At 68.3% G+C, this 19,379-nt stretch carries 14 protein-coding genes; 1 reads left to right on the forward strand and 13 read right to left on the reverse strand.

Annotated elements, in window-relative coordinates; genetic code table 11:
• The first annotated feature begins 15 nt into the window (after positions 1-15).
• A complete protein-coding gene (locus tag AC1Q7Q_RS14685; RefSeq protein ID WP_492387177.1) occupies positions 16-504 on the forward strand; it encodes a hypothetical protein in 489 nt (162 codons plus the stop codon).
• 147 nt (positions 505-651) lie between these two features.
• On the opposite strand, the gene AC1Q7Q_RS14690 is transcribed toward AC1Q7Q_RS14685, so the two are convergent.
• From AC1Q7Q_RS14690 to AC1Q7Q_RS14750, 13 genes are all read right to left on the reverse strand, one after another.
• Entirely contained in the window at positions 652-1,755 is a 1,104-nt protein-coding gene (locus AC1Q7Q_RS14690) for a helix-turn-helix domain-containing protein (protein WP_492376588.1), read from the reverse strand.
• Between the two features lie 505 nt (positions 1,756-2,260).
• Positions 2,261-5,380: an efflux RND transporter permease subunit gene (locus tag AC1Q7Q_RS14695; protein ID WP_492376191.1), complete on the reverse strand. Its 3,120-nt coding sequence runs from the start codon at positions 5,378-5,380 to the stop codon at positions 2,261-2,263.
• A gap of 6 nt (positions 5,381-5,386) precedes the next feature.
• The gene (locus AC1Q7Q_RS14700; protein ID WP_492376192.1) at positions 5,387-6,547 is read right to left on the reverse strand and encodes an efflux RND transporter periplasmic adaptor subunit; all 1,161 of its coding nucleotides are present in this window, start codon (positions 6,545-6,547) and stop codon (positions 5,387-5,389) included.
• Between the two features lie 2 nt (positions 6,548-6,549).
• Positions 6,550-7,821, reverse strand: a complete 1,272-nt coding sequence (locus tag AC1Q7Q_RS14705) for a TolC family protein (RefSeq protein WP_492376203.1) — start codon at positions 7,819-7,821, stop codon at positions 6,550-6,552.
• A gap of 193 nt (positions 7,822-8,014) precedes the next feature.
• The gene (locus AC1Q7Q_RS14710) at positions 8,015-8,491 is read right to left on the reverse strand and encodes a cobalt-zinc-cadmium resistance protein (protein WP_492376193.1); all 477 of its coding nucleotides are present in this window, start codon (positions 8,489-8,491) and stop codon (positions 8,015-8,017) included.
• Positions 8,492-8,783: 292 nt separating this feature from the next.
• Entirely contained in the window at positions 8,784-10,340 is a 1,557-nt protein-coding gene (locus AC1Q7Q_RS14715) for an AAA family ATPase (protein ID WP_492376194.1), read from the reverse strand.
• Positions 10,341-10,342: 2 nt separating this feature from the next.
• Positions 10,343-10,927 (reverse strand): hypothetical protein, encoded by a 585-nt coding sequence (locus AC1Q7Q_RS14720; RefSeq protein WP_492376195.1) that lies wholly within the window; start codon positions 10,925-10,927, stop codon positions 10,343-10,345.
• 19 nt (positions 10,928-10,946) lie between these two features.
• Positions 10,947-11,141, reverse strand: a complete 195-nt coding sequence (locus AC1Q7Q_RS14725; protein ID WP_492376196.1) for a hypothetical protein — start codon at positions 11,139-11,141, stop codon at positions 10,947-10,949.
• Positions 11,142-11,160: 19 nt separating this feature from the next.
• On the reverse strand, positions 11,161-12,882 hold the full coding sequence (locus tag AC1Q7Q_RS14730; protein ID WP_492376197.1) for a hypothetical protein: 1,722 nt from the start codon (positions 12,880-12,882) through the stop codon (positions 11,161-11,163).
• A gap of 1 nt (position 12,883) precedes the next feature.
• Positions 12,884-13,360 (reverse strand): hypothetical protein, encoded by a 477-nt coding sequence (locus tag AC1Q7Q_RS14735; protein ID WP_492376198.1) that lies wholly within the window; start codon positions 13,358-13,360, stop codon positions 12,884-12,886.
• A gap of 230 nt (positions 13,361-13,590) precedes the next feature.
• On the reverse strand, positions 13,591-15,744 hold the full coding sequence (locus tag AC1Q7Q_RS14740; RefSeq protein WP_492376199.1) for a YehQ family protein: 2,154 nt from the start codon (positions 15,742-15,744) through the stop codon (positions 13,591-13,593).
• Positions 15,741-16,901 (reverse strand): VWA domain-containing protein, encoded by a 1,161-nt coding sequence (locus AC1Q7Q_RS14745; protein WP_492376200.1) that lies wholly within the window; start codon positions 16,899-16,901, stop codon positions 15,741-15,743. The genes AC1Q7Q_RS14740 and AC1Q7Q_RS14745 overlap by 4 nt, the downstream gene beginning before the upstream one ends.
• Positions 16,898-19,372: a DUF5682 family protein gene (locus tag AC1Q7Q_RS14750; protein ID WP_492376201.1), complete on the reverse strand. Its 2,475-nt coding sequence runs from the start codon at positions 19,370-19,372 to the stop codon at positions 16,898-16,900. The genes AC1Q7Q_RS14745 and AC1Q7Q_RS14750 overlap by 4 nt, the downstream gene beginning before the upstream one ends.
• Positions 19,373-19,379 lie beyond the last annotated feature (7 nt).

A 19,379-nucleotide genomic window follows, 5' to 3' on the forward strand; every position in this document is an offset into this window, starting at 1 on the left:
AGAATGATGATGAAAATGAATTTGTCCTTCAAGGGCTTGCTGTGCGGCGTCGCAGCGCTGGCCACCACGCTGTGCTACGCAGGCGCGTCGACTTATGTGGCTGGGCAACAGCTGTCGCCCGCGCAATTGAAGAGCCTTGCGGGCGCAACGGTCGTTCGCCTTGGCAGCCAGTCGCTCCAGACGCTGCCGGCCTCGGCCACGGCGAAGAACGCGGGAGCCGTGGGCAGTGCGGTGACGCTGGTCGTCAACGATCGGGGCGTTGTGGGCGAAAGCCGCAACGAGGTGGTTGTTTCGCAAGTATCGACCCAGGAAGTCCAGCAGACGATCGGCAAGCTAAGCCACGCCGCAATCGGGGTCCAGTACTTTGACCACATGCGCATCAGCCAGTTGACGTTCGCTACGTTCCAGGACGCGGTCAGCGCCAGGGAACAGCTCAAGACACTGCTTGCACCGGGGGCGGCGGTCGATGTCCCGATCCGGTATGGCAAGCCCAAGGTGCGCTGAGCCGGCTTTCGCGGCCGGAGTCACGCCTTCCTGCCGCGCTTGAAGACCCCGGCCGCCCGGGGCGTTGCCAATGCGACGGTGCTTGCCTGGCGTGCTACACGCAGTGCGGCGGGCAAGCGATCGACATCGAGGATGGAGGCCTTGCAGTCAGGCGCCGGCACCGATGGCAGTGAATTCGCTCCGGAGGCTCTCCAGCCATTCGTTGATGGTGGCAGCTTCGCTGCCGTTGGCCGACGCCGCTGGCCAGTTGTTGCGGGGACGCTCCGCGAGCGCGCGCACCTCCCGCGGACTCAGGCTGAAGCGCCGGCGAAAGGCGCGGCTGAACGTGCTCTCGTTGGAATAGCCGTAACGATATGCCAGCTCGGCGATACTGAGCCCGCTGCCCTTGGATCGGGCCAGTTCATCGAAACAGCGATCCAGCCGCCTGCCCTGGATGTAGGCGTTGACACCGCCGTCGCTCTCGAACAGCCGATAGAGGCTGGCTCGCGACAGGCGGAAGACGCTGGCAACTTGCTCCGGCGAGAGCGCTTCCGTGGCCAGATGTTGTTCGATATAGCGCCGTACCAGCTTGCGCATGCTGCGGCGTGCCGCCGTTTGCACTTCGGGCTCGCTATCGCGCAGCTTGGCGCCGCTGCCCTCCAGCATGATCAGCGCCGCGGTGACCGATGCGGCCGTCTCCTGCGCTGTCAGGCTGGCGCCGGCCAGCATGAGTTGCGACAGGTGAGACGCCAGCAAGCGTGTGGAACCCTGGCCGGCATCCAGCACGGTGCCGTGCAGGTTGCAACTCCTCAGCGAGGCGGGAAGGCGGTCGCGCGGCACGGTGAGGGTGATGTTCGAGAACGCCGGCGTCCGGCTATCCAACGTCCGCCCCAGGTCGAGCAGGCTGATCGATCCCTCGCTCGCATGGAACGGCCGGTTGCCGTACTCGCCCTGAACGCCGCCCGTGACGTAAAGCTGGATCAGGATGTGGTCGATATTGCTGCGCCGGATCTCGACGCTGCCCCGCTTGAAGCGATGCGCCACGGAGCCCCCGACACGGGCGATCAGGCTGTCGCCCAGATGGACGCCCTTCAGCTCGGCCGAGAAAGCGTCAGATGCGGCACCAATCTCGACGTCAAAGAGCGGCGATAGCGCTGCGCGCCAGAGTTCGCCGGCGTCGGGAAGCGCCCGCCCATCAAGCCGGACATGCACTTGCGGCGGCGGCGGCGCCGCGCCGTCTGCCTGCGCGCCGGTTTCGGGTTCTGCCGCCATCTGTGCTGATGCTGGGCCTGCCACGCGGTTCTTTCCTTTTTGATTCATCCGACTTTCGTGTGGGTTGATGCATCGCTGGGCCAAATCCAGCGCTGCCGTAGCTCCCCTCTCCCGCATGGCGGGAGAGGGGTTGGGGGAGAGGGCGGGCCTGCGCAAGAGCGAGGCGCATCACGTTGAGCGAACGCCCACCCTCTCCCCCGGCCCCTCTCCCATTTCATGGGAGAGGGGAGCAAACCAGCGTTTTGCTTCCCGCCACTTATCCACGCGAAAGTCTGAATAACCTCTTTTTTGGGGGGCCGGTAAAAGGCTTCGGCGCGCTCCGCATCGGTACCCCGTCCACCCCACCCGGGTGTGATGCCATGCCGTAGCGTGCGCGCTGGTGCCGCTGCAGGGCACATGATATCGAATGGATGAAGCCATGCGTTAGCGCGGCGGCTTGCCCCAAATAAAAACGCCCCACCGGGACCGCGTGGGGCGTTGCCTGACTGTGCGATGTCTCTGCGCGTTACACCGGCACGTCCTTCATCGGGTCCGGTTTCCGGTTATCGAACCAGCGATACAACGTCGGCACCATCACCAGTGTCAGCAGGGTCGATGTGATCAGCCCGCCGATCACCACCACCGCCAGCGGGCGCTGCACTTCGGAGCCCGGGCCGGTGGAGAACAGGAAAGGCACCAGCCCCAGCATGGCGATGGTGGCGGTCATCATCACCGGGCGGAAGCGCTGGGTCGCGCCCTGGATCACGGCCTGGTCCAGCGACAAGCCGGAGTCACGCAGCGTGCGGATGTACGACACCAGCACCACGCCGTTGAGCACCGCCATGCCCCACAGGGCGATAAAGCCCACCGAGGCCGGCACCGACAGGTACTCGCCGGTAACGAACAGGCCGATGATGCCGCCGATGGAGGCAAACGGCAGCACGGTGATGATCAGCGTGGCAAAGCGCACGGAGTTGAACAGCAGGAACAGCAGGAAGAAGATCGCGGCGATGGTCACCGGCACGATGATCTTCAGGTGGCCCATGGCGCGTTCCATGTTCTGGAACTGGCCGCCCCACTCCAGGTAGTAGCCTTCCGGCAGCTTGACCTTGGCGTGTGCGGCCTGCTGCAGCTCGGCGACGAAGCCGCCGAGGTCGCGGTCCTTCACATTGATCATGACCACCACGCGGCGCTTGGCCATTTCGCGGCTGATCTGCGCGGGGCCGTCGGTGACCTCGATCTTGGCCACGCTTTGCAGCGGCACCTGGGCGCCGTTGGGCGTGGCCACCAGCAACTGGCGGATGGCCTGCACGTTGTCGCGGAACGCCTCGGGCAGGCGCACTGCGGCGGCAAAGCGGCGCTCGCCTTCGAAGATGTCCGTGGCGCGCTTGCCGCCGATGGCGATCTCGATGATGTCGTGGATGTCGGAGGCATTGAGCCCATAACGCGCGATGGCCTGTCGATCGATCTCGATCGACAGGTATTGCTGCCCGGAGATCCGCTCGATGCGGATGTCCTGCGAGCCCTGGATGCCACCGGCAACCCGCGCGATCTCGCCGGCCAGCTCGCGCAGCTTGTCGAGGTCGTCGCCGAACACCTTCACCGCCACGTCCGAGCGCACGCCGCTGACCATCTCGTCGACGCGGTCGGAAATCGGCTGCGCCATCACGATCTGCACGCCGGGAATGGCCTTGAGCTTCTCCCGGATGGCGTTGGCGATATCGTCCTGGGTCCAGCCGTCGGGCCACTCGTCGCGGTCCTTCAGGCTAGCAATCGGCGTCGATTCGTTCTGGCCCTGTGGGTCGGCCGGGCTCTCGCCGCGGCCCACACCAGACACCACCGACTTCACGCCGGGCACCGACAGCACCAGCTTGTTGGCTTCCATCTCCAGCTTGACCGATTCCTCCAGCGAGATGTTAGGCACGCGGTCCAGCGCCGGCACGATCGAGCCCTCTTTCATCTCGGGGATAAAGGAGGTGCCCAGCAGCGGCACGATGGCCACGGTGGCCATGAATGCCACCACCGCGCCAATCACGGTCTTGCGGCTATTATTCAGCGCCCAGTGCAGCATGCGCAGGTAGTGGCGCTTCATGAAGGCGATCAGCCAGGTATCGTGCTCCGCGCCGCCCTTGAGCAGGTAGGACGACAACACCGGCGAGAGCGTCAGCGACAGGAATAGCGAGATCGCCAGCGCAATCGAGATGGTGAACGCCAGCGGCGCGAACATCTTGCCTTCCATGCCGGTCAGCGTCATCAGCGGCAGGAACACCAGGATGATGATGCCCACGCCGACGATCACGGGCGTGGCCACTTCCTGCACCGCCTTGACCAGGATCTCGGTCTTGCTCATGCCGCTCTTGTCGCGGTGGCCGAGCCGCTCGAACGCGTTCTCCACCACCACCACCGAGCCATCCACCATCAGGCCGATGGCGATGGCCAGCCCCCCGAGCGACATCAGGTTGGCCGACAAGCCCACCTGGTTCATCACCATGAAGGTCATCAGCGGTGTCAGCACCAGCGTGGCCAGCACGATGACGGACGAGCGCACATCCCCCAGGAACAGGAACAGCACGATCACCACCAGCACCACGCCTTCGAGCAGCACCTTGGTGACGGTCCACAGCGCGGAGTCCACCAGCTCGCTGCGGTCGTAGTACGGCACGATCTGCAGCTTGCCCGGCAGCATGCCGCGCTCGTTGATCTCGGCCACGCGGGCCTTGACGCGGCTCACCACTTCCTTGGCGTTGCCGCCGCGCATCATCATGACGATGCCGCCGACCGACTCGGTCTCGCCGTTCTTGACCAGCGCGCCCTGCCGTACCTCGTGGCCGATGGTCACGTTGGCCACATCCCGCACATAGACCGGCGTGCCCGCGACCTCCTTGAGCACGATGCTGCCGATATCCTCTACGCCCCGGGCCAGGCCCACGCCGCGGATCAGGTACTGCTCGGCGTAGTGCGGCAGCACGCCGCCGCCGGAGTTGGCGTTATTGCGCGCGAGCGACTGGTAGACCTGCTGCAGCGTGACCTGGTAATGCCGCATGCGGTCCGGGTTGACCAGCACCTGGTATTGCCGGACAAAGCCGCCCTGCGAGTTGATTTCCGCTACGCCCGGGATGGAGCGCAACAGCGGGCGCACCACCCAGTCCTGCGCGATGCGGCGCTCGGAGAGTTCCTCGGTCGTGAGCGCGCGCTTGCCATCATCGACGCGGTCCAGCGTGTACTGGTAGACCTCGCCCAGGCCGGTGGAGACCGGGCCGAGCACCGGCGTCACGCCCTCGGGCATGCGCCCGGCCACCTCGATCAGGCGCTCCATCACCAGTTGCCGCGCAAAATAGACATCCGTCGCATCGGTAAACACCAGCGTGATCAGCGACAGGCCCGCCTTGTTGAGCGAGCGCATTTCTTCCAGGCCCGGCAGCCCGGTCATGGCCATTTCCACCGGCACCGTGACAAAGCGTTCCACTTCCTCCGGCGAGCGGCCGGTGGCTTCGGTGGCGATCTGCACCTGCACGTTGGTGACGTCGGGGAAGGCATCCACCGACAGTTTGGTTGCCGCGCGCAGGCCAAAGAAGAACAGCACCACCGCCAGCACGCAAACCACCAGCCGCTGTTTGATGGCGGCTTCCACAAGGGATTTCAGCATGATCGATTACCCCTGTTCCAGGCGCTTGCGCTCGTTGTCGAGGTGGAAGGCACCATCCACCACGATGCGCTCGCCCGCCTTCACCCCGCTTTGCACCACGCGCATGCCGTCGCTCTCGGCGCCCAGCTTGACCTTGACCTGGCGGTACAGGCCGCCGGCCTGCTCCACGTAGACCAGCTCGTCGTTGCCGTCGCGCACGATGGCGGATTCCGGGATCACCAGTTGCTCGGACGCAGCGCTGGCAATCAGCATGCTGGCCAGCATGGCCGGCTTCAGGCGCCCTTCGCGGTTATCCAGCTCGGTGCGGACCAGCACGGTGCGCGTTTGCGGATTCACGGTGCGGCCCACGTAGATGAGCTTGCCGGTGATCTGCTTCTGGCCCGCGCCGTTGCCAAGGGACGGCACCTCGATGTCCACGCTCTGGCCCTCGGCCACCAGCGCGGCCTGCTGCTCGGGCACTTCCGCCACCACCCACACGCGCGACAGGTCGGCCACGGTGTAGAGCGCATCGGCCGGCTGCACCACCTGGCCTTGCGCGACGTTGCGCTCCACCACGGTGCCGCTGATGCTGGAGAACACCGGCGAGTAGGAATCGATGCTGCCGCTCTTGGCCAGTTGCGCCACCGCGGCGGCCGACATGCCAAGCACGCGCAACTGGTCGCGATAGGCGCGCATCTCGGCCGAGGAAATGGCCAGCTCGCTCTCGCGGCGTTGCAGCTCGCCGCGGCCGATCACGTCGGCGGCGAACAGCTGGCGCGCGCGCTCGGCGTTGCGGGCCTGCAGCTCGGTCTGCGCCTCGGCCTTGAGGAAGGCCATCTGGGCCGCGCCCAGCTCGCTGCTATGCAGGCGGGCGAGCACCTGGCCCGCCTTGACCTCCTGGCCCAGGATGCCGTAGAGATCCGTCACGCGGCCGGTCACGCTGGCGCCAATGCGCGCCACGCGCTGCTCGTCGAAATCGATGCGTCCGGACACGCGCAGCACTTCGCTGAACGGGCTGGCAGCCACCGCGGCCACCTTCAGGGTTTTTTGCAGCGTCTCTTCCGGCTTGACGACGCCGGGCGGCTGCCTAGGCGGCTCGGCGGCCGGTGCGGGTTCGTCGGAGCAGCCAGCGAGGGAAAACAGCAGGGCTGCGGTTGCCGTCAGGGAAAGTAGAAAATGGGGGCGCATGCTTATTTGGTTTCCGTAGATGCCGGGGGAGCCGTGGGTACGGACGGGGCCGTGGGTGCCGCGGTCTGCCCGGGCACGCTCGACAGCAGCTTCTCGATCTGGATGGTGGCGGCCTGCAGCTCGAACTGCGCGGCAATCAGGTCGCTGCGCGCGCCGCGCAGCACGCGCTGCGCATCGAGGTAGTCCAGGATGCCGCGCTCGCCGAAGCGATACGCCGACTCGGCCACCGCCAGAGCGGATTCGGCCTGGCGCACGATGCCGCCCTCCAGCGCGCTGACCTGCGACTGCGTGATCTCGTACTGGCGGTAAGCCGATTCCAGCTCCTGCATGAGCTCGAACTCGCGGGCCTCCAGCGCGGTGCGGGCCTGGATCGCCTGCGCGCTCGCCTCGCCCACCGGGCCGCTGCGGCGGTCCCACAACGGGATGGTGAGGACCAGGCCAACCTGCGAGACCGTGTTGTCCGGCTGGCGCTCTGCGCTGGCGCGCACCGCCAGCTCGGGCAGGCGCAGCGAGCGCTGGTAGTCCACCGCCAGGCTGGCGCGGTCCGCCTCCAGGCGGCGCTGGGTCAGCTCGGCGTTGGCGCCGGTCAAGGTGTCGCGCAGCATCGGCAGGGCCGGCAGCGCGGAGGGCTGGCTCAGGCTGCCGGACAGCGAATAGGCCGCCGGCATGGCGCCGCCCACTTGCTGGCGCAGCGCCGCCTTGGCCTGGTTGACGCGCAACTGGGCGCTCTGCAGCGTCTTCTGCGCGCTCAGCAGCTCGGTCTCGGCCTTGATCAGCTCATAGCGCGGCGCTTCGCCCACCTCCACCCGCAGCCGCGCGCGGTCCTGGATCTGCCGCATCATGGCCAGGTCTTCCTTGGCCGCGGCCAGCTCCATCTCGCGCCGCAGCACATCGAAGTACGACGTCTTGACCCGCGCCGCCAGGTCCGCGCGGAACGCCTGGCGGCCGGCTTCGGTGGCCTCCAGGCTGCGCCCGGCGATCTCGGCGCGCAGCTTGCGCTGCTGCGGATAGTCCAGCTTCTGGGTGATAGCCATGGTCGGCGCGGCGCCACCGGTCACACCGGCAGTGCGCGGCGACAGACGGCCGTACATCACCTCGACCTGCGGATTGGGATAGGCACGCGCGCTGGTCACAGCGGCGCTGGCGGCATCGACGCCGGCCTGCGCCGCCTCCACGCCTTTGTTGGTGGACTGCGAAAGGGACAGCAGTTGCGGCAAGGTGAACGTTTGTGCCGCGAGAGCCGGCAAGGCTCCGAGCGACAGCAACGCCACCATGGAAAACATAGTGATCTGTTTGATCTGCATGACAAATGGGGGCAGGCGAAACGGCTGCGCGCCCGCCGCCGGCGCACGCAAAAAGCGTGCGCCGGCGGTCAGCCAGCGATCGCCGACGCGATCGGGCCAAGGCGCCCAGGCAATAGGAACGCAGCCCGGGCGCACAACGAGCGCGCCGGGGTTGCCAGGGCTGTCAGATCAGGGAGATAGGGGGCTTGAAAAACGCCGCGGGCAAAGGATCCGGACGTGCGGGCAGCTGTTGCGCGATCTCGTTGGGGGGCAACGACACACGCACGGTGGGCAGCGCGAAGAGCGCGCTGGATTCTTCGATCTCGTCGAGCATGTCGAGGGGGTCGAGCAGGTCGGCAGACCAGATCTCGCAGTAGCCGGGAGGATCGTCCTCCACCGCCGCTGCCACCATCGCTTCGCCCGCCAGGCCGTCGTCGCCCGGCGCCACGACGCGCTCCAGGCCGGCACTGCCGTCCAGCTCATTGAGGGTGCGGGAGAACGCCGGTTCGGCAATCAGAAGTTCGGCGCGAACAGGATCAAATGCGGGATCAAATGCGGAATCAAATGCAGGCCCCGGCATACCGGCGTGCGTGTTCGCCGCTGCCCCGAGGGACAGCGCAGACAAGCACAGAACGGTGATCAGGAGCAGCAGGGATCGCATGAATCGGGGTAGAACGACAAGGGCCGAACCGGCGCGGATGGTGATAAATCAGCCACCCAGCGCCGATGGTGCACCACAGCATTGTAACGCGGATGTAAGTCATAGACCGCCAAAGGGCCGGTGTGTTCCGGTCACGCGCGACAAAAGTTGCTTGCGCGCAGGCCGGGCTGGCACGGCGCCACGGGGACGGCGCCCTCGCCGGCCTCACTGAGCTGATGCTCATCTGCATCCCGGCGGGGCTGCCGCAAGGGATGGCGCTGGCAGCCATCTGAGCGCCATCGACAGTGCTGAATCACGCCAGCACTACCCGCCGCGACCGCGTCTGGCTCGCCGTCCCGCCGATCGGTAGCCCCGACGCCGGCACGGCCCGCTCCCGGCCCCAAGCCCGGATGGATTCGATCTGCTCGGGGCTGGTCTTGGACAACGGCACCAGGTTCTGGAAACTGCGGCGGAAGAGATCATCCGAGACAGCGCCGTCACCGTTCAGGTAAGCCTCCTTCACTACCTCGCGCACGGCCGATTCCAGGTCCGAACCGGCAAAGCCTTCCGAGGCCTCCACCAGTTCCGCCATCAGCGCCGCAGGAATCTCTCGCTTCAGGCCGCGCTGCACATAGATGCCAATGATCTCCCTACGCTCCTCGGCAGTCGGGAGATCCACGAAGAACAGCTCATCAAAGCGCCCTCTGCGCAGCAACTCGGGCGGCAGCCGCGACACATCGTTGGCCGTGGCCACCACAAACACACGCGAACGCGCCTCCTGCAGCCAGTAGAGGAACTGGCCGACCAGCCGCGTCGAGGTGCCGCCATCGCCGGCGCCCTGCGTCGCGCCGGCGAGGCCTTTTTCGATTTCGTCGATCCACAGCACGCACGGCGACACGTGGTCGGCGGTGCTCAGTGCTTCCTTGAGCCGGCCTTCGCTCTGGCCGAGGTACTGGCCGTGGATGGTGGAAAGGTCCAGCCGGTACAGCGGCATCTTCCAGTTATGGGCGATGGCCTTGGCCGACAGCGATTTGCCGCAGCCCGGCACGCCGACCAGCAGCACGCCGCGCGGCGGGCGAATGCCGCGCTCGCGCAGGTCAGCGGTGAGCAGCGGGCGCTCCTTGTCCAGCCACCCTTTCAGCCCGCCAAGGCCGCCGACGTTCAGCTCGGAGCCACGCACCTGCACGCGTTCTATGCCGGAGATATCGGCAAAGATGCGGTCCTTGGCATGGGTGAGCTCGGCCAGGTCGGCCTTGACGATCCGGCCATTGGCCAGCAGCGTGGCGACGATGTTCTCTGCCTCGATGCGTGATACGCCGGTAAGGATGGCGGCAGCCTCGCGCTCGTCGGCGTCGTCCCATTCAATCACGTAGTCGGCACGATAGGCGCCGATCTGCTCGTGGATGATGTCGAGCATTTCGTCCTCGGTCGGCGGCGACAGCACCAGGGACATGCCCAGGCGCTGCAGTTGCCCCCAAACCGGCTTGGTGGTGATGACAGCAACCGCGCCGCCGTTCTCGGCCGCCAGCATCACGGCGTCCAGCAACTGGCGGGCAAAGGGCGTGTCGTCCTCGGTGTCCGATACCTCGGTCAGCACGAAGGTGAGGCTCTGCCGCTGGCCGATCTGCTGGCTGGCAAAATCCAGCGCGCCGATCACCGATCGGTCTTCATTGGCCGACCTGCCGCTGACCAGTTCCTTGGTGCCTTGCGACAGCGTATGCACGTAGACAGGGGCATTGTTCAGCCCTTGCGCGATCTCGCGGACGATGTCGAGCACGCGGGCGCGTTCCGCGCTGCGGATGGAGATAAAGGGCACCCGTGCCTTGAGGTAACGGGTCAGGGTGCTCTTGAATTCTTTGGTATCGCTCATGTCTAGGCCAGGATGTTTCTGCGGCGCGGCGCAGGGCCGCCCGCAGGCGTACTCGCGGCAGGCTGCGCAACGCCGCCGCCGGATGTGGCTGCCGCGTTCGTGGGATTCGCGGAACTTGCAGGATTCGGTTCGGCGTCGAATCGCAGCAGCGAGTGGTTGCGGATGATGCTGGCAAGCAGCCCGCTGCGCTCGCTACGCGCGCTGTCTTCCAGCGATTGCTGGGCCTGCGCTGCGTACTTGCGCAGCTGTTCCTGCAGGCTGCCGGCCAGTTCGCCCGGCAAGGACGGCAGTTGCGCCACGCGGTTGAGCACCCACAGCTTGCGCCGGGCATCCAGCAGCGTGCGCGACAGCACGACGTGGTCGCTGCCGGAGCTTCCATGACGCAGGGCGCGCGTCATTTCGTCGGCAACGCGCTGCAGGCGCAGGCTGAACACTTCGCTGATGCGTTGCGCGAACAGCGGTGCAACGCCGCCGGTCCAGCTCAGCACGCCAGCGCGCATCGCGGCGATGGCCTCCTCGTCACTGCCGCCGCGAGCGAGGGCATCGATGCAGGCAGACCATTCGGCGTAGGTATGCGGTGGCGTCATGCGGCGGCGGCGCTGTCGCTCACCGCACCCGGCGCACGAACGGCGCGGCGGGCAGCAGGTCCCAGGCGGGGAACGCGCCGGCCAGGGCTTCGTTGAGCGGCGCCACTTGCGCAGCCTGCACCGGTTCGGTGGCTGCAGACGCGCCAGGCGTTGCAGCGACGGTACCAGCTTGGGCCGCGTCGCCCGTAGCGACGGCCAGGATCTGTCGGGTCATGTCTATTCCTTGTTGAGCATCAGGCCGCCGCGGCGATAACGCGGCGCGTGCTTTCGTGGGTGCTGAGCGTGTACTGCTCCGGCGAGATGGCATCGAGCAGCTGGGTCACCTGCACGGCAACCGCGTCGCGGGCAGCTAGCTCCCGGCGCCATTCGACCAGCTCGGCCAGCGTTGCCTTGAGGGCTTGCTCGCACTGCGCTTTCTTCTTCTTGGCTTCCTGGATCACGAGTTCCTTCGCCTTGGCGATCTTGCTGCGGGCGACCACGACCCAGCCGATGGCCGCGATGCCAACGAGGGCCGGGACCATGCCGCCCTTGATGGCCATCAGCAACGCCATCACGCCGACCACACCTGCCACCCAATGGCCCACGCCCAGCTTGAGCTTGGCCAGCGTGGCATCGCGCTCAGCGTCCAGGTGCGCGCCCAGGCCCGCCAACAGCTCGCGCTCGTTCTCGCCACCGCGGGTGTTGCCCGCCCAGCCTTCGATGGCCACTTCGGCTTCGGCCGGCACGGCATTGCGGAACGTGGCGCTCAGGTCATCGTGCGCATCGCGGATCCAGGCGCGCGACAGGGCAATGGCATAGCGCTGCGTGGCACGCGTTGCCTTGCTCAGCTCGGGGTTCATGGCGGCGTTGGTGAGCAGTTGCGTAAAGCTCACGCGCTCGTCGAGCGCCGCGTTCTCCAGCGCCTGGCGGCGCTCGGCGGCCTGCCGGTCGCCGGATTCGTTGATGATGAGCTGGTTGAGCCGGTCGTCCCGGCGCAGCGGTAGTTCCTCGTCGTCGAACTGGCTCACCAGCGTGTCGAGCAGGCCGTCCACCGCCGCGCCAATGCTCTTGGCGCTGGGCAGCGCGCCGTCGAAGATGCCCTGGAAGTGCCTGAGGACCACCTCATGGGTGGCGGCCTGGTTCATCGACTCGTTCAGGCGCGGCCACGTCGGGCTGAAGCGTGAGAGGTGGCTGTACTTGTCCGAGCGGTCGGGCGTGGGCATCTTGGTCAGCAGCCCGTCGGTCCACTGGCGGCGCTGCGTCTCGACAAAGCCGGCTTGCTCGCTCAGTTCATCGATCCACGACTCGATGCGGCGCGTGCACTGCAAGCGGATCTCGCCGCCGAAGATGCCGCTGGCCACGGCATCGACCAGGATGACGCTCTGCCGGTCGAGGCTGGTCGGGTCCTGCATGCCGAAGAAGCGATCAAGCCAGGTACGGCAAGCCTCGCCGCGGCCGGCACGCCGGCTGACCAGCGCGAAGAACAGCGAGGTCTTCTCGTCATCGCGCCGGATGGCTTCGGCCAGCGCACGCCTGGCCAGCTCCGCATGGTCGCTCAGCCAGGCGGCCAGCGCCACCAGCGCGGGCGCCAGCCAATAGCGCGGCGCCGACAGCATCAGGCTTTCGGTCGCGGCCTTGATGGTCTCGTTGCGGACCACGTTGACGTCCGCTGCCTGCAGGATGCCGGTGGCCTGGCGGCGGACTTCCGCGTAGTAGCCGTAGGTGGTTTCGAGTTCCTGGCGGATCTTGACCTGCCGTGTTTCCGCCAGCGACAGCTCCTTGGCTTTCAGGTCCGCGGCGACAAAACGCAGGAAGGCATCTTCCAGCCGCTTGAGTTCCGAGCGGGTATTGGACAACACGTTGCCGACATCGGACACCTGGCTGGAGACCGCTTCGATGTCCTTGTTGAGGCTGTGCAGGCTCTTGGTGATATAGGTCAGGTCCGCGACCTGGATAATGCGTTCTGCCGTGCTCATGTCATCCCTTGACGATAGAGGTGTCACCGGCGGCAGTCACCGCGATAACTTTGTCCGTGTAGATTTCTACGAATGCATATTGCGCGTGCACGGCCAGTGCCCGGCCTCTTGCCAGCAACGGCGGCAAGGATTCGAAGGTCTTGTAGTGCTGGATGATGTTGCCCTGCCGGTCCAGCGTGTGGACCTCATAGGGCGGGCCTAGATGACATCTGGCGACAATGCCGACCGGCTGCTGGTCGATGGTGATATCGGGAAGCTCTTCGCTGATCGCCGCCACCAGCGCGTCCACGGCGTGGCGATCGTGCACGTGAGTGCCGGCATCCAGCCGCTGGACCGCCTCCATATAGGAGGCCGAGCGTTTCTTGCGCAAGCGGGCCTGCAGTTGCTCCGCGGACAACGCAATCGTGGATTGCGGTCGCGACTTCACCAGCAAGCCCAGATCTGGACCTGCCCCCGGAACCAACAGCTTACGTACCATGGACGCCCCGATGCGCCTCGCCGGGTGTGGCCCCAGCTTGAGCATTCAATAAAAACAATCGGCCACATGTTAGCTATCAGGCATATCGCCGTCAATCGAACCGCTTCAGGTCAGCGATCTGGATTCCCGCCGTCGCCCCGATGTCACACCTAATGGCAGACTGCATCGATATCGGCAGCCAGCGGAAGCGGCAACACCCCTCCGTGGTTGGGTGTGGGCTGCCAGCCGCGCTATGCGGGCGCGGCCACCGGCGGGCGCAGCGCCGCGCTCTCGATCTGCGCCAGCCACAGGACCAGTTCCCACCAGCGCGAGGCGGTGTTCTCAACCGGCCCGCCGCCAAAGCCCGCCAGCGCGGCCTCGATGCGCAGCGCCGTCTCCACCAGCCCGGCGCGCGACAACGCCGCGGCTAGTTCGCGAGCTCGCTCAAGCGCGGCTGGACGCTGGTTGCGCAAGCCCTGGCGCAGCCACTGCGCCAGCAGCGCCAGCGCGGCGCCGGCCAGGGCGGCATGCGGCACCGTTGCCGCCGCGACGCAGGCCGGCATGGCGCCGGGGCTGGCGGGCTCGGTCGCCAGCACCACGGCGCGGGTCTGGGTCATCAGGGCCAGCGGCTCCATCTCCAGGGCGCCGCCAATCACGCGCACCGTGCCCGCCACGCGCTGGATGGCATCGCCTCCGGCCTCGGCAGTGCGCAGCACGCTCGCCAGCGCGTCGACGGCGCCGGGCGCGCCGCTGCCGTGGCGGCAGCGCAGCAGGCAGCGCTGGCCATCGGTGTCGAGCAGGCCGGCGAGCAAGGTCTGCGCGGCGGCGTCCCAGCCCCACTGCTCCACGGCCATCACGTCCAGCACGTGCAGGTGCCCGATGGCCTGGCGCGGCAGCAGGCAGGCGGGCGCGGCTTGCGTGAGATGCTGGCGCAATGCCGCCACCGTGGCAAAGGCCAGCGGTGGCCGCAGGTCGTTCCAGGCTTGGGCGGAGAGCGGCAGCACATTGGTCTGGCGCGCGGCGCTGCCGATCTCCAGCAAGCCGTTGGCGCGGCGGCGCGCCGCGCGCGTGACCACCTGGCTGGCGGCCAGGCGGCCCATCGGATTGCCCGCCACGCGCCGCTGCACCAGCGGCACCGGCGGCGCGGCGCCCTCCGACCTGGGCCAGCTGCGCTCGAGCGCGACAACGCCCATGGTGTCCGGATCCGCGAAGGCGATGGAGACTCCGCAGGCGGCATCGGGATGGTCGCCGTCGTCCCACATGACGGCGCCCAGCGAAACCAGCTTGAGGTGGTCGAGCGCGACTTCGCCCTTGACGCCAAGGCCGAGGATCTGGCGCGCCGGCAGCAGCGCCCCGGGCTGCCCGCCAGCCGGTCCGGCGGTGCTGGCGGTGCTGGCGCTATCGGCCGATAGCGCGGCGGCCAGCCGGCCTTGCAGGCACGCCAGCGCGTCCAGCAGGCGGCGCGGGTCATAGCGGGCACTGCGGTTGTGCTGGTCGTCGAGCTGCGCCGCCAGCGCGTCGACGTCGGCGCTGACCCACGCCGCGCCGAAATCGGCGGCCAGGCTGCGCATCAGACCCAGGCGCGGGGCGAGCGCCAGCGGCGCCTGGGCCGTGCCTTCCGCCCACAATTGCCGCGCCAGTGCATCGGCCGCAGCGGCAAGGGCACGCAGTGTTTCGGCATCGGCATCGGCTTGGCGTGTATCGGCATCGGCGGCGTCCGGCTCTGGCGGCGCGATCTCCACAGTGGCATCGACCTGGCCGGGATGGCGGCCGGCCGCAGCGCGAAAGGCCCAGACCGCCAGCGCCACGTGGGCGCAACTACTGCTCTCCTGGCAATCGCAACGCGCGTGGCCAAGGCTGTGGCGCGAGAAAAACCGCACCGTGCACATCGGCAGGTGTGCGGTGGGCACCGGCGCTTCCACGCGCCAGCCGGCCAGCCGCGCCACCGGCCGCGCGCGTGCCAGCTCGGCGGCCTGGCGCAGCGTGGCCGGGCGCAACGCGGCTTGCAACGCGCCGTCGTCGAAATCCGCCGGGGACCATGGGCCGCCGGCCAGCCCTTCGGGCGCGGTGACGGGCGTGGTGACGAGCGTATGGGCACTGCCCTCTTCCACGCTGGCCACTTCCCGGCAGGCCTGCTGGTAGGCCAGTACCAGCAGGATGCGGTGACGGCAGAGGCCCGAGGCAATGCAGCTACAGACCGCATCGCGCAGCGCGCGGCCTGCGGCAAGGCTGGTGCGGGTGCCGTCGGCGTACGCGGCATGCAAGGTGCCATCGGCATCTTGTGCAAGCTCGGGCGCCTTGCCCTCGGCCATTTCCTTCTGCGCACGCTTGACGAAGCCGGCATTGGCCAGCGCCACCAGCGCTTCGGGCGTCAGCTCCAGGAGATCGGCGCGGTCTGCCCTCATGCGACCAGCCCTCCGGGCACTTGCCCGCCGGCCTTGCCGGAGACTTTCTCGGCCAGCCAGGCGGCCAGCTCGCCAGGCGTCATTGCGGCCACGTGGGCGCCTTCGCACACCAGGCGGGCTGCCAGTTCGCGGTTAAAGACCGGCTCGGCGCGCGCATCCAGCGCGGCCAGGCCGAGCACGGTCACGCCGGCGCCGACCAGCGTCTTGACGCGGCGGACCAGTTCATAGTCGCTGCCGCCCTCGTAGAAATCGCTGACCAGCACCACGATGCTGCGTGTCGGCGTGGCGATCTGCGCCTGGGCATAGGCCACCGCCCGCGCGATATCGGTGCCACCGCCAAGTTGCACACGCATCAGCAACTCAACCGGATCGGCCACGTCGGCGGTGAGGTCCACCACCGCGGTATCGAACGCCACCAGCCTCGTGCGCATGCCCGGCAATTGCCACAGGCAGGCGGCCATCACCGCGGCATGGATCACCGAGTCCACCATCGAGCCACTTTGGTCAACCAGCAGGATGATGTCCCACGATTGCGCGTGGCTGCGCACGCGGCTGAAAAATGCCGGCGCCTCCACGAACAGCTTGCCGCGCTGCGGGTCCCAGCGATGCAGGTTCTCGCGCAAGGTACGCCGAAAATCGAAATTGCAGGCGATGCGCGCGCGCGAGCGTCTTCGCCGGTCGCGCGTGCCGGCGAAGGCCTGGCGCACTTCGGTGGCGAGCTTTTCCATGATGCGCCGGACCACCTCGGCCACCAGCTTGCGCGCGGCGGCCAGCACCTCTGGGTTCATCAGGTGCTTGGTGTGGAGCACCGCGCGCAGCAGCGCTTCGGACGGCTCGATACGCTCCAGCACTTCAAGGTTGGTGACCACTTCGTCGATGCCGTAGCGCTCCACGGCGTCCTGCTCCAGCCGCTCGATCACTTCGCGCGGAAAGAGGCGGTGGATCTCGTTGATCCAGTCAGGCGTGGTCAGTTGCGAGGCGCCGCCGCTGCCGGTGCGCTCGCCGCGCCGCGCGCGCTCGGGGTCGCGGCCATAGAGCCAGTCGAGGGCGGCGTCGGCCGCAGCGGCATCGGCATCGAGCTCGCCCAGCGCGGACTGCGCGGCTTCGCCCAACAGCAGGCGCCAGCGTTGCAAGGAATCAGGCAGGTGCAGGCTCATGGCGCGGTGGGCTTCGGGTTGGGATCGGGGGCCGCGCCGACGGGCACGCCCCAGTAACGCAGGCGCGCCGTCACGGCGGCCTCCAGCAAGCGCGCGGCAGCAATATCCACGGGATCATGCGCGCCCAGCGGCGCGGTGAGCGAGCGCTCGCCATAGGCTTCGCCGCCACGCAGAGCCAGCACCTGGCGCGCCAGCGCGCCGCGCTCCGCCGGCGGCAGCCAGGCAAAAGCCATGCGCATGGCGGGCAGCGCCTGCACGAAGGCCTCGTCATCGAGCTGCTGCAACAGGCCATCGAGCCCGCTGGCAAACCCGCCGGCATCGGTCAATACATCGCGCGCCAGTGCCAGCAGGCCGGCCAGCGCATCGCCGATGCTGGCCGGCGGCAAGCCCGCCAGCAGGCGCAGTGCGCCCGCGATGCTGTCGTCGCCGCCGCCGTCGCCGTCTTGCGGCGCAGCTGGTTCGTCCAGGCTCGCCAGCGCACCCAGCGCCGCGCCACGGCTGGCAGCCGCCGCCTGCGGGTCGCGCGCCTTGCGGCGCCACACAGCCAGGGCACGCTGCGGATCGAGCGCGGGCAGCGGCTGGCCATCGCCGAACGCGCCATTGCGCACATCGCGCACCACATCGCGCACCGCACGGAAGGTCTGCAGGTGTGCCCGCTGCTCGGCGCTGGCCACCTGGCCCGGCAGGTCGAGCAGCCACAGGGCGCGCTCGACCGCGGCCACCACCACCGTATGCAACACCGGCGCGCCGGCCATGCCGAGTACCTGGCCATGGCGCAGCAAGGCATGGAGCAGCCCCAGCGCCTCGCCCAGCGCCTCGAAGCGGGAGGCCGCGCCCACCGCCCGGCCCAGTTCAGCAAGTGAGGCGGCGCCGGCTTCCGGCAGCCCGGCAAACGCGGCATCGTTGAGCAGCGCTGCCAGCGCCGCCAGCTTGCCCGCGGCGTTGCGCAGCGTTTCCTCCAGCCGGGCGCGCGCGGCGTCGTGCAGCGTGGCGCCATAGGCGCCGGCCTCGATCAGCGCGGCACGTTGCTCCAGCGAGCCAAGCAGCCGCCAGTGCTCCTCGCGCTCGCCGGACAGCGCCAGCGACGGGCCCCGCTCGCGCTGGATCCCGGGCAACGCCAGGATGCGTAGCCGGTGCAGGCTGCGGCTGCGCTCGCGGTCGGCGGTTTGCAGCAAGTCCAGCTTGAGCTGCAGCGCACGGCCCGGCTGCAGCACGATACCGTGCGCGGCCAGTTCGGCGTCGACGGCATCGACCAGCGGCGGCTGCGGCGTGCCGGCCGCCAGCCCGCCAACCTGGTCGCCTGCCAGCACATCCATCAGTTCGACCAGCACGGGATCGGTGCCGCGCAGCAGCGGGCCGCGATAGGTCCAGGGCAGCGGCGCGTCGAGGGCGTCCTTGATCAGGGTGGCGGCGCTGGCGTCGAGCCAGTCGCAGCGCAAGGGCTGGGCATGGCCGCGCAGCATCGCCAGGCCGTGGGCATGCGCGTGCAAGGCCTTGAGATCGGCGGTGGAGGCGGGAAGCTTCTTCTCGCGCAGGCGGCACATGGTGCGGGCGAGGGCCAGCTTGCCGGCTTCGGCGCTGCCGTGCTGCCACATCCACGACTGGTACATCGGCGACGGCATGCCAGAGGCATAGCCAGCGAAGGCGTCGAGCCGCTTGCTGGTGTAGGGCACGAGGTAGCTGCCACTGCGCACGGGCGTTGCGCCGTCTTCAACGTCGGCGGCTACCTCTGGCTGCGGCACGGCGGGGGGCTCGCTGCCAGCCGCCTCGGCATGCCCGCGCCATAGCGCGCGCAGTGCGGGCGCGTGATAGCCGCCGCAAACGACCAGCACCGGCGCGCCCTGCGCCTGGCGCATGGCCCATGCAATCCAGCGCGACATCATGGCCTCGCGCTCGGCATTGGCAGGGGAGCCGGGATCGTCGCCACGCAACTGGCCAAAGTGCGTATCCAGCGCTGCGGCCAGCGCCGGCAGCGGCATCTCGCTCTCGAACAAGTGCTCCCACAACGCGTCGCGGCCGTCGATGCCCAGCGCGGTGCACAGCGCCGCCTCGTAGCCGGCGGCGCGCTCGGCGTGATGTTCGTCGTCAGCGTCGGCGTAGCGGTTGGTGCGCCCGGACAGTGCATCGTGCCAGGCCGGCAGGTCGATAAAGCGGGCCTGCGCGCCGATGCGCCCGGCGCCCTGCAGCGCCACCCATTCCGGCGAGTATTCGCAAAACGGCGTCCACGAGCCGCGCTGCGCGCCAGGGCCCGACAAGTAGCTGAAAATCGCCACCGGCAAGCGGTGCGGCAGGTGCAGCTCCGCCAGCCGCGCGTTGAAATCCGCCGGCCCTTCGATCAAGACGAAGCACGGGCGCAGTGTGTCGATGCGCTCGGCCACCAGGCGCGCGCAGGCGGGGCTGTGGTGGCGCACGCCGATCACATGCGGCTCGGTGTGCGGCTCGGCGTAGGGCATGGGGGTCGGCGCTGTCATCGGCCTG

Source organism: Cupriavidus sp. GW823-FHT07A04 (assembly GCF_058794615.1).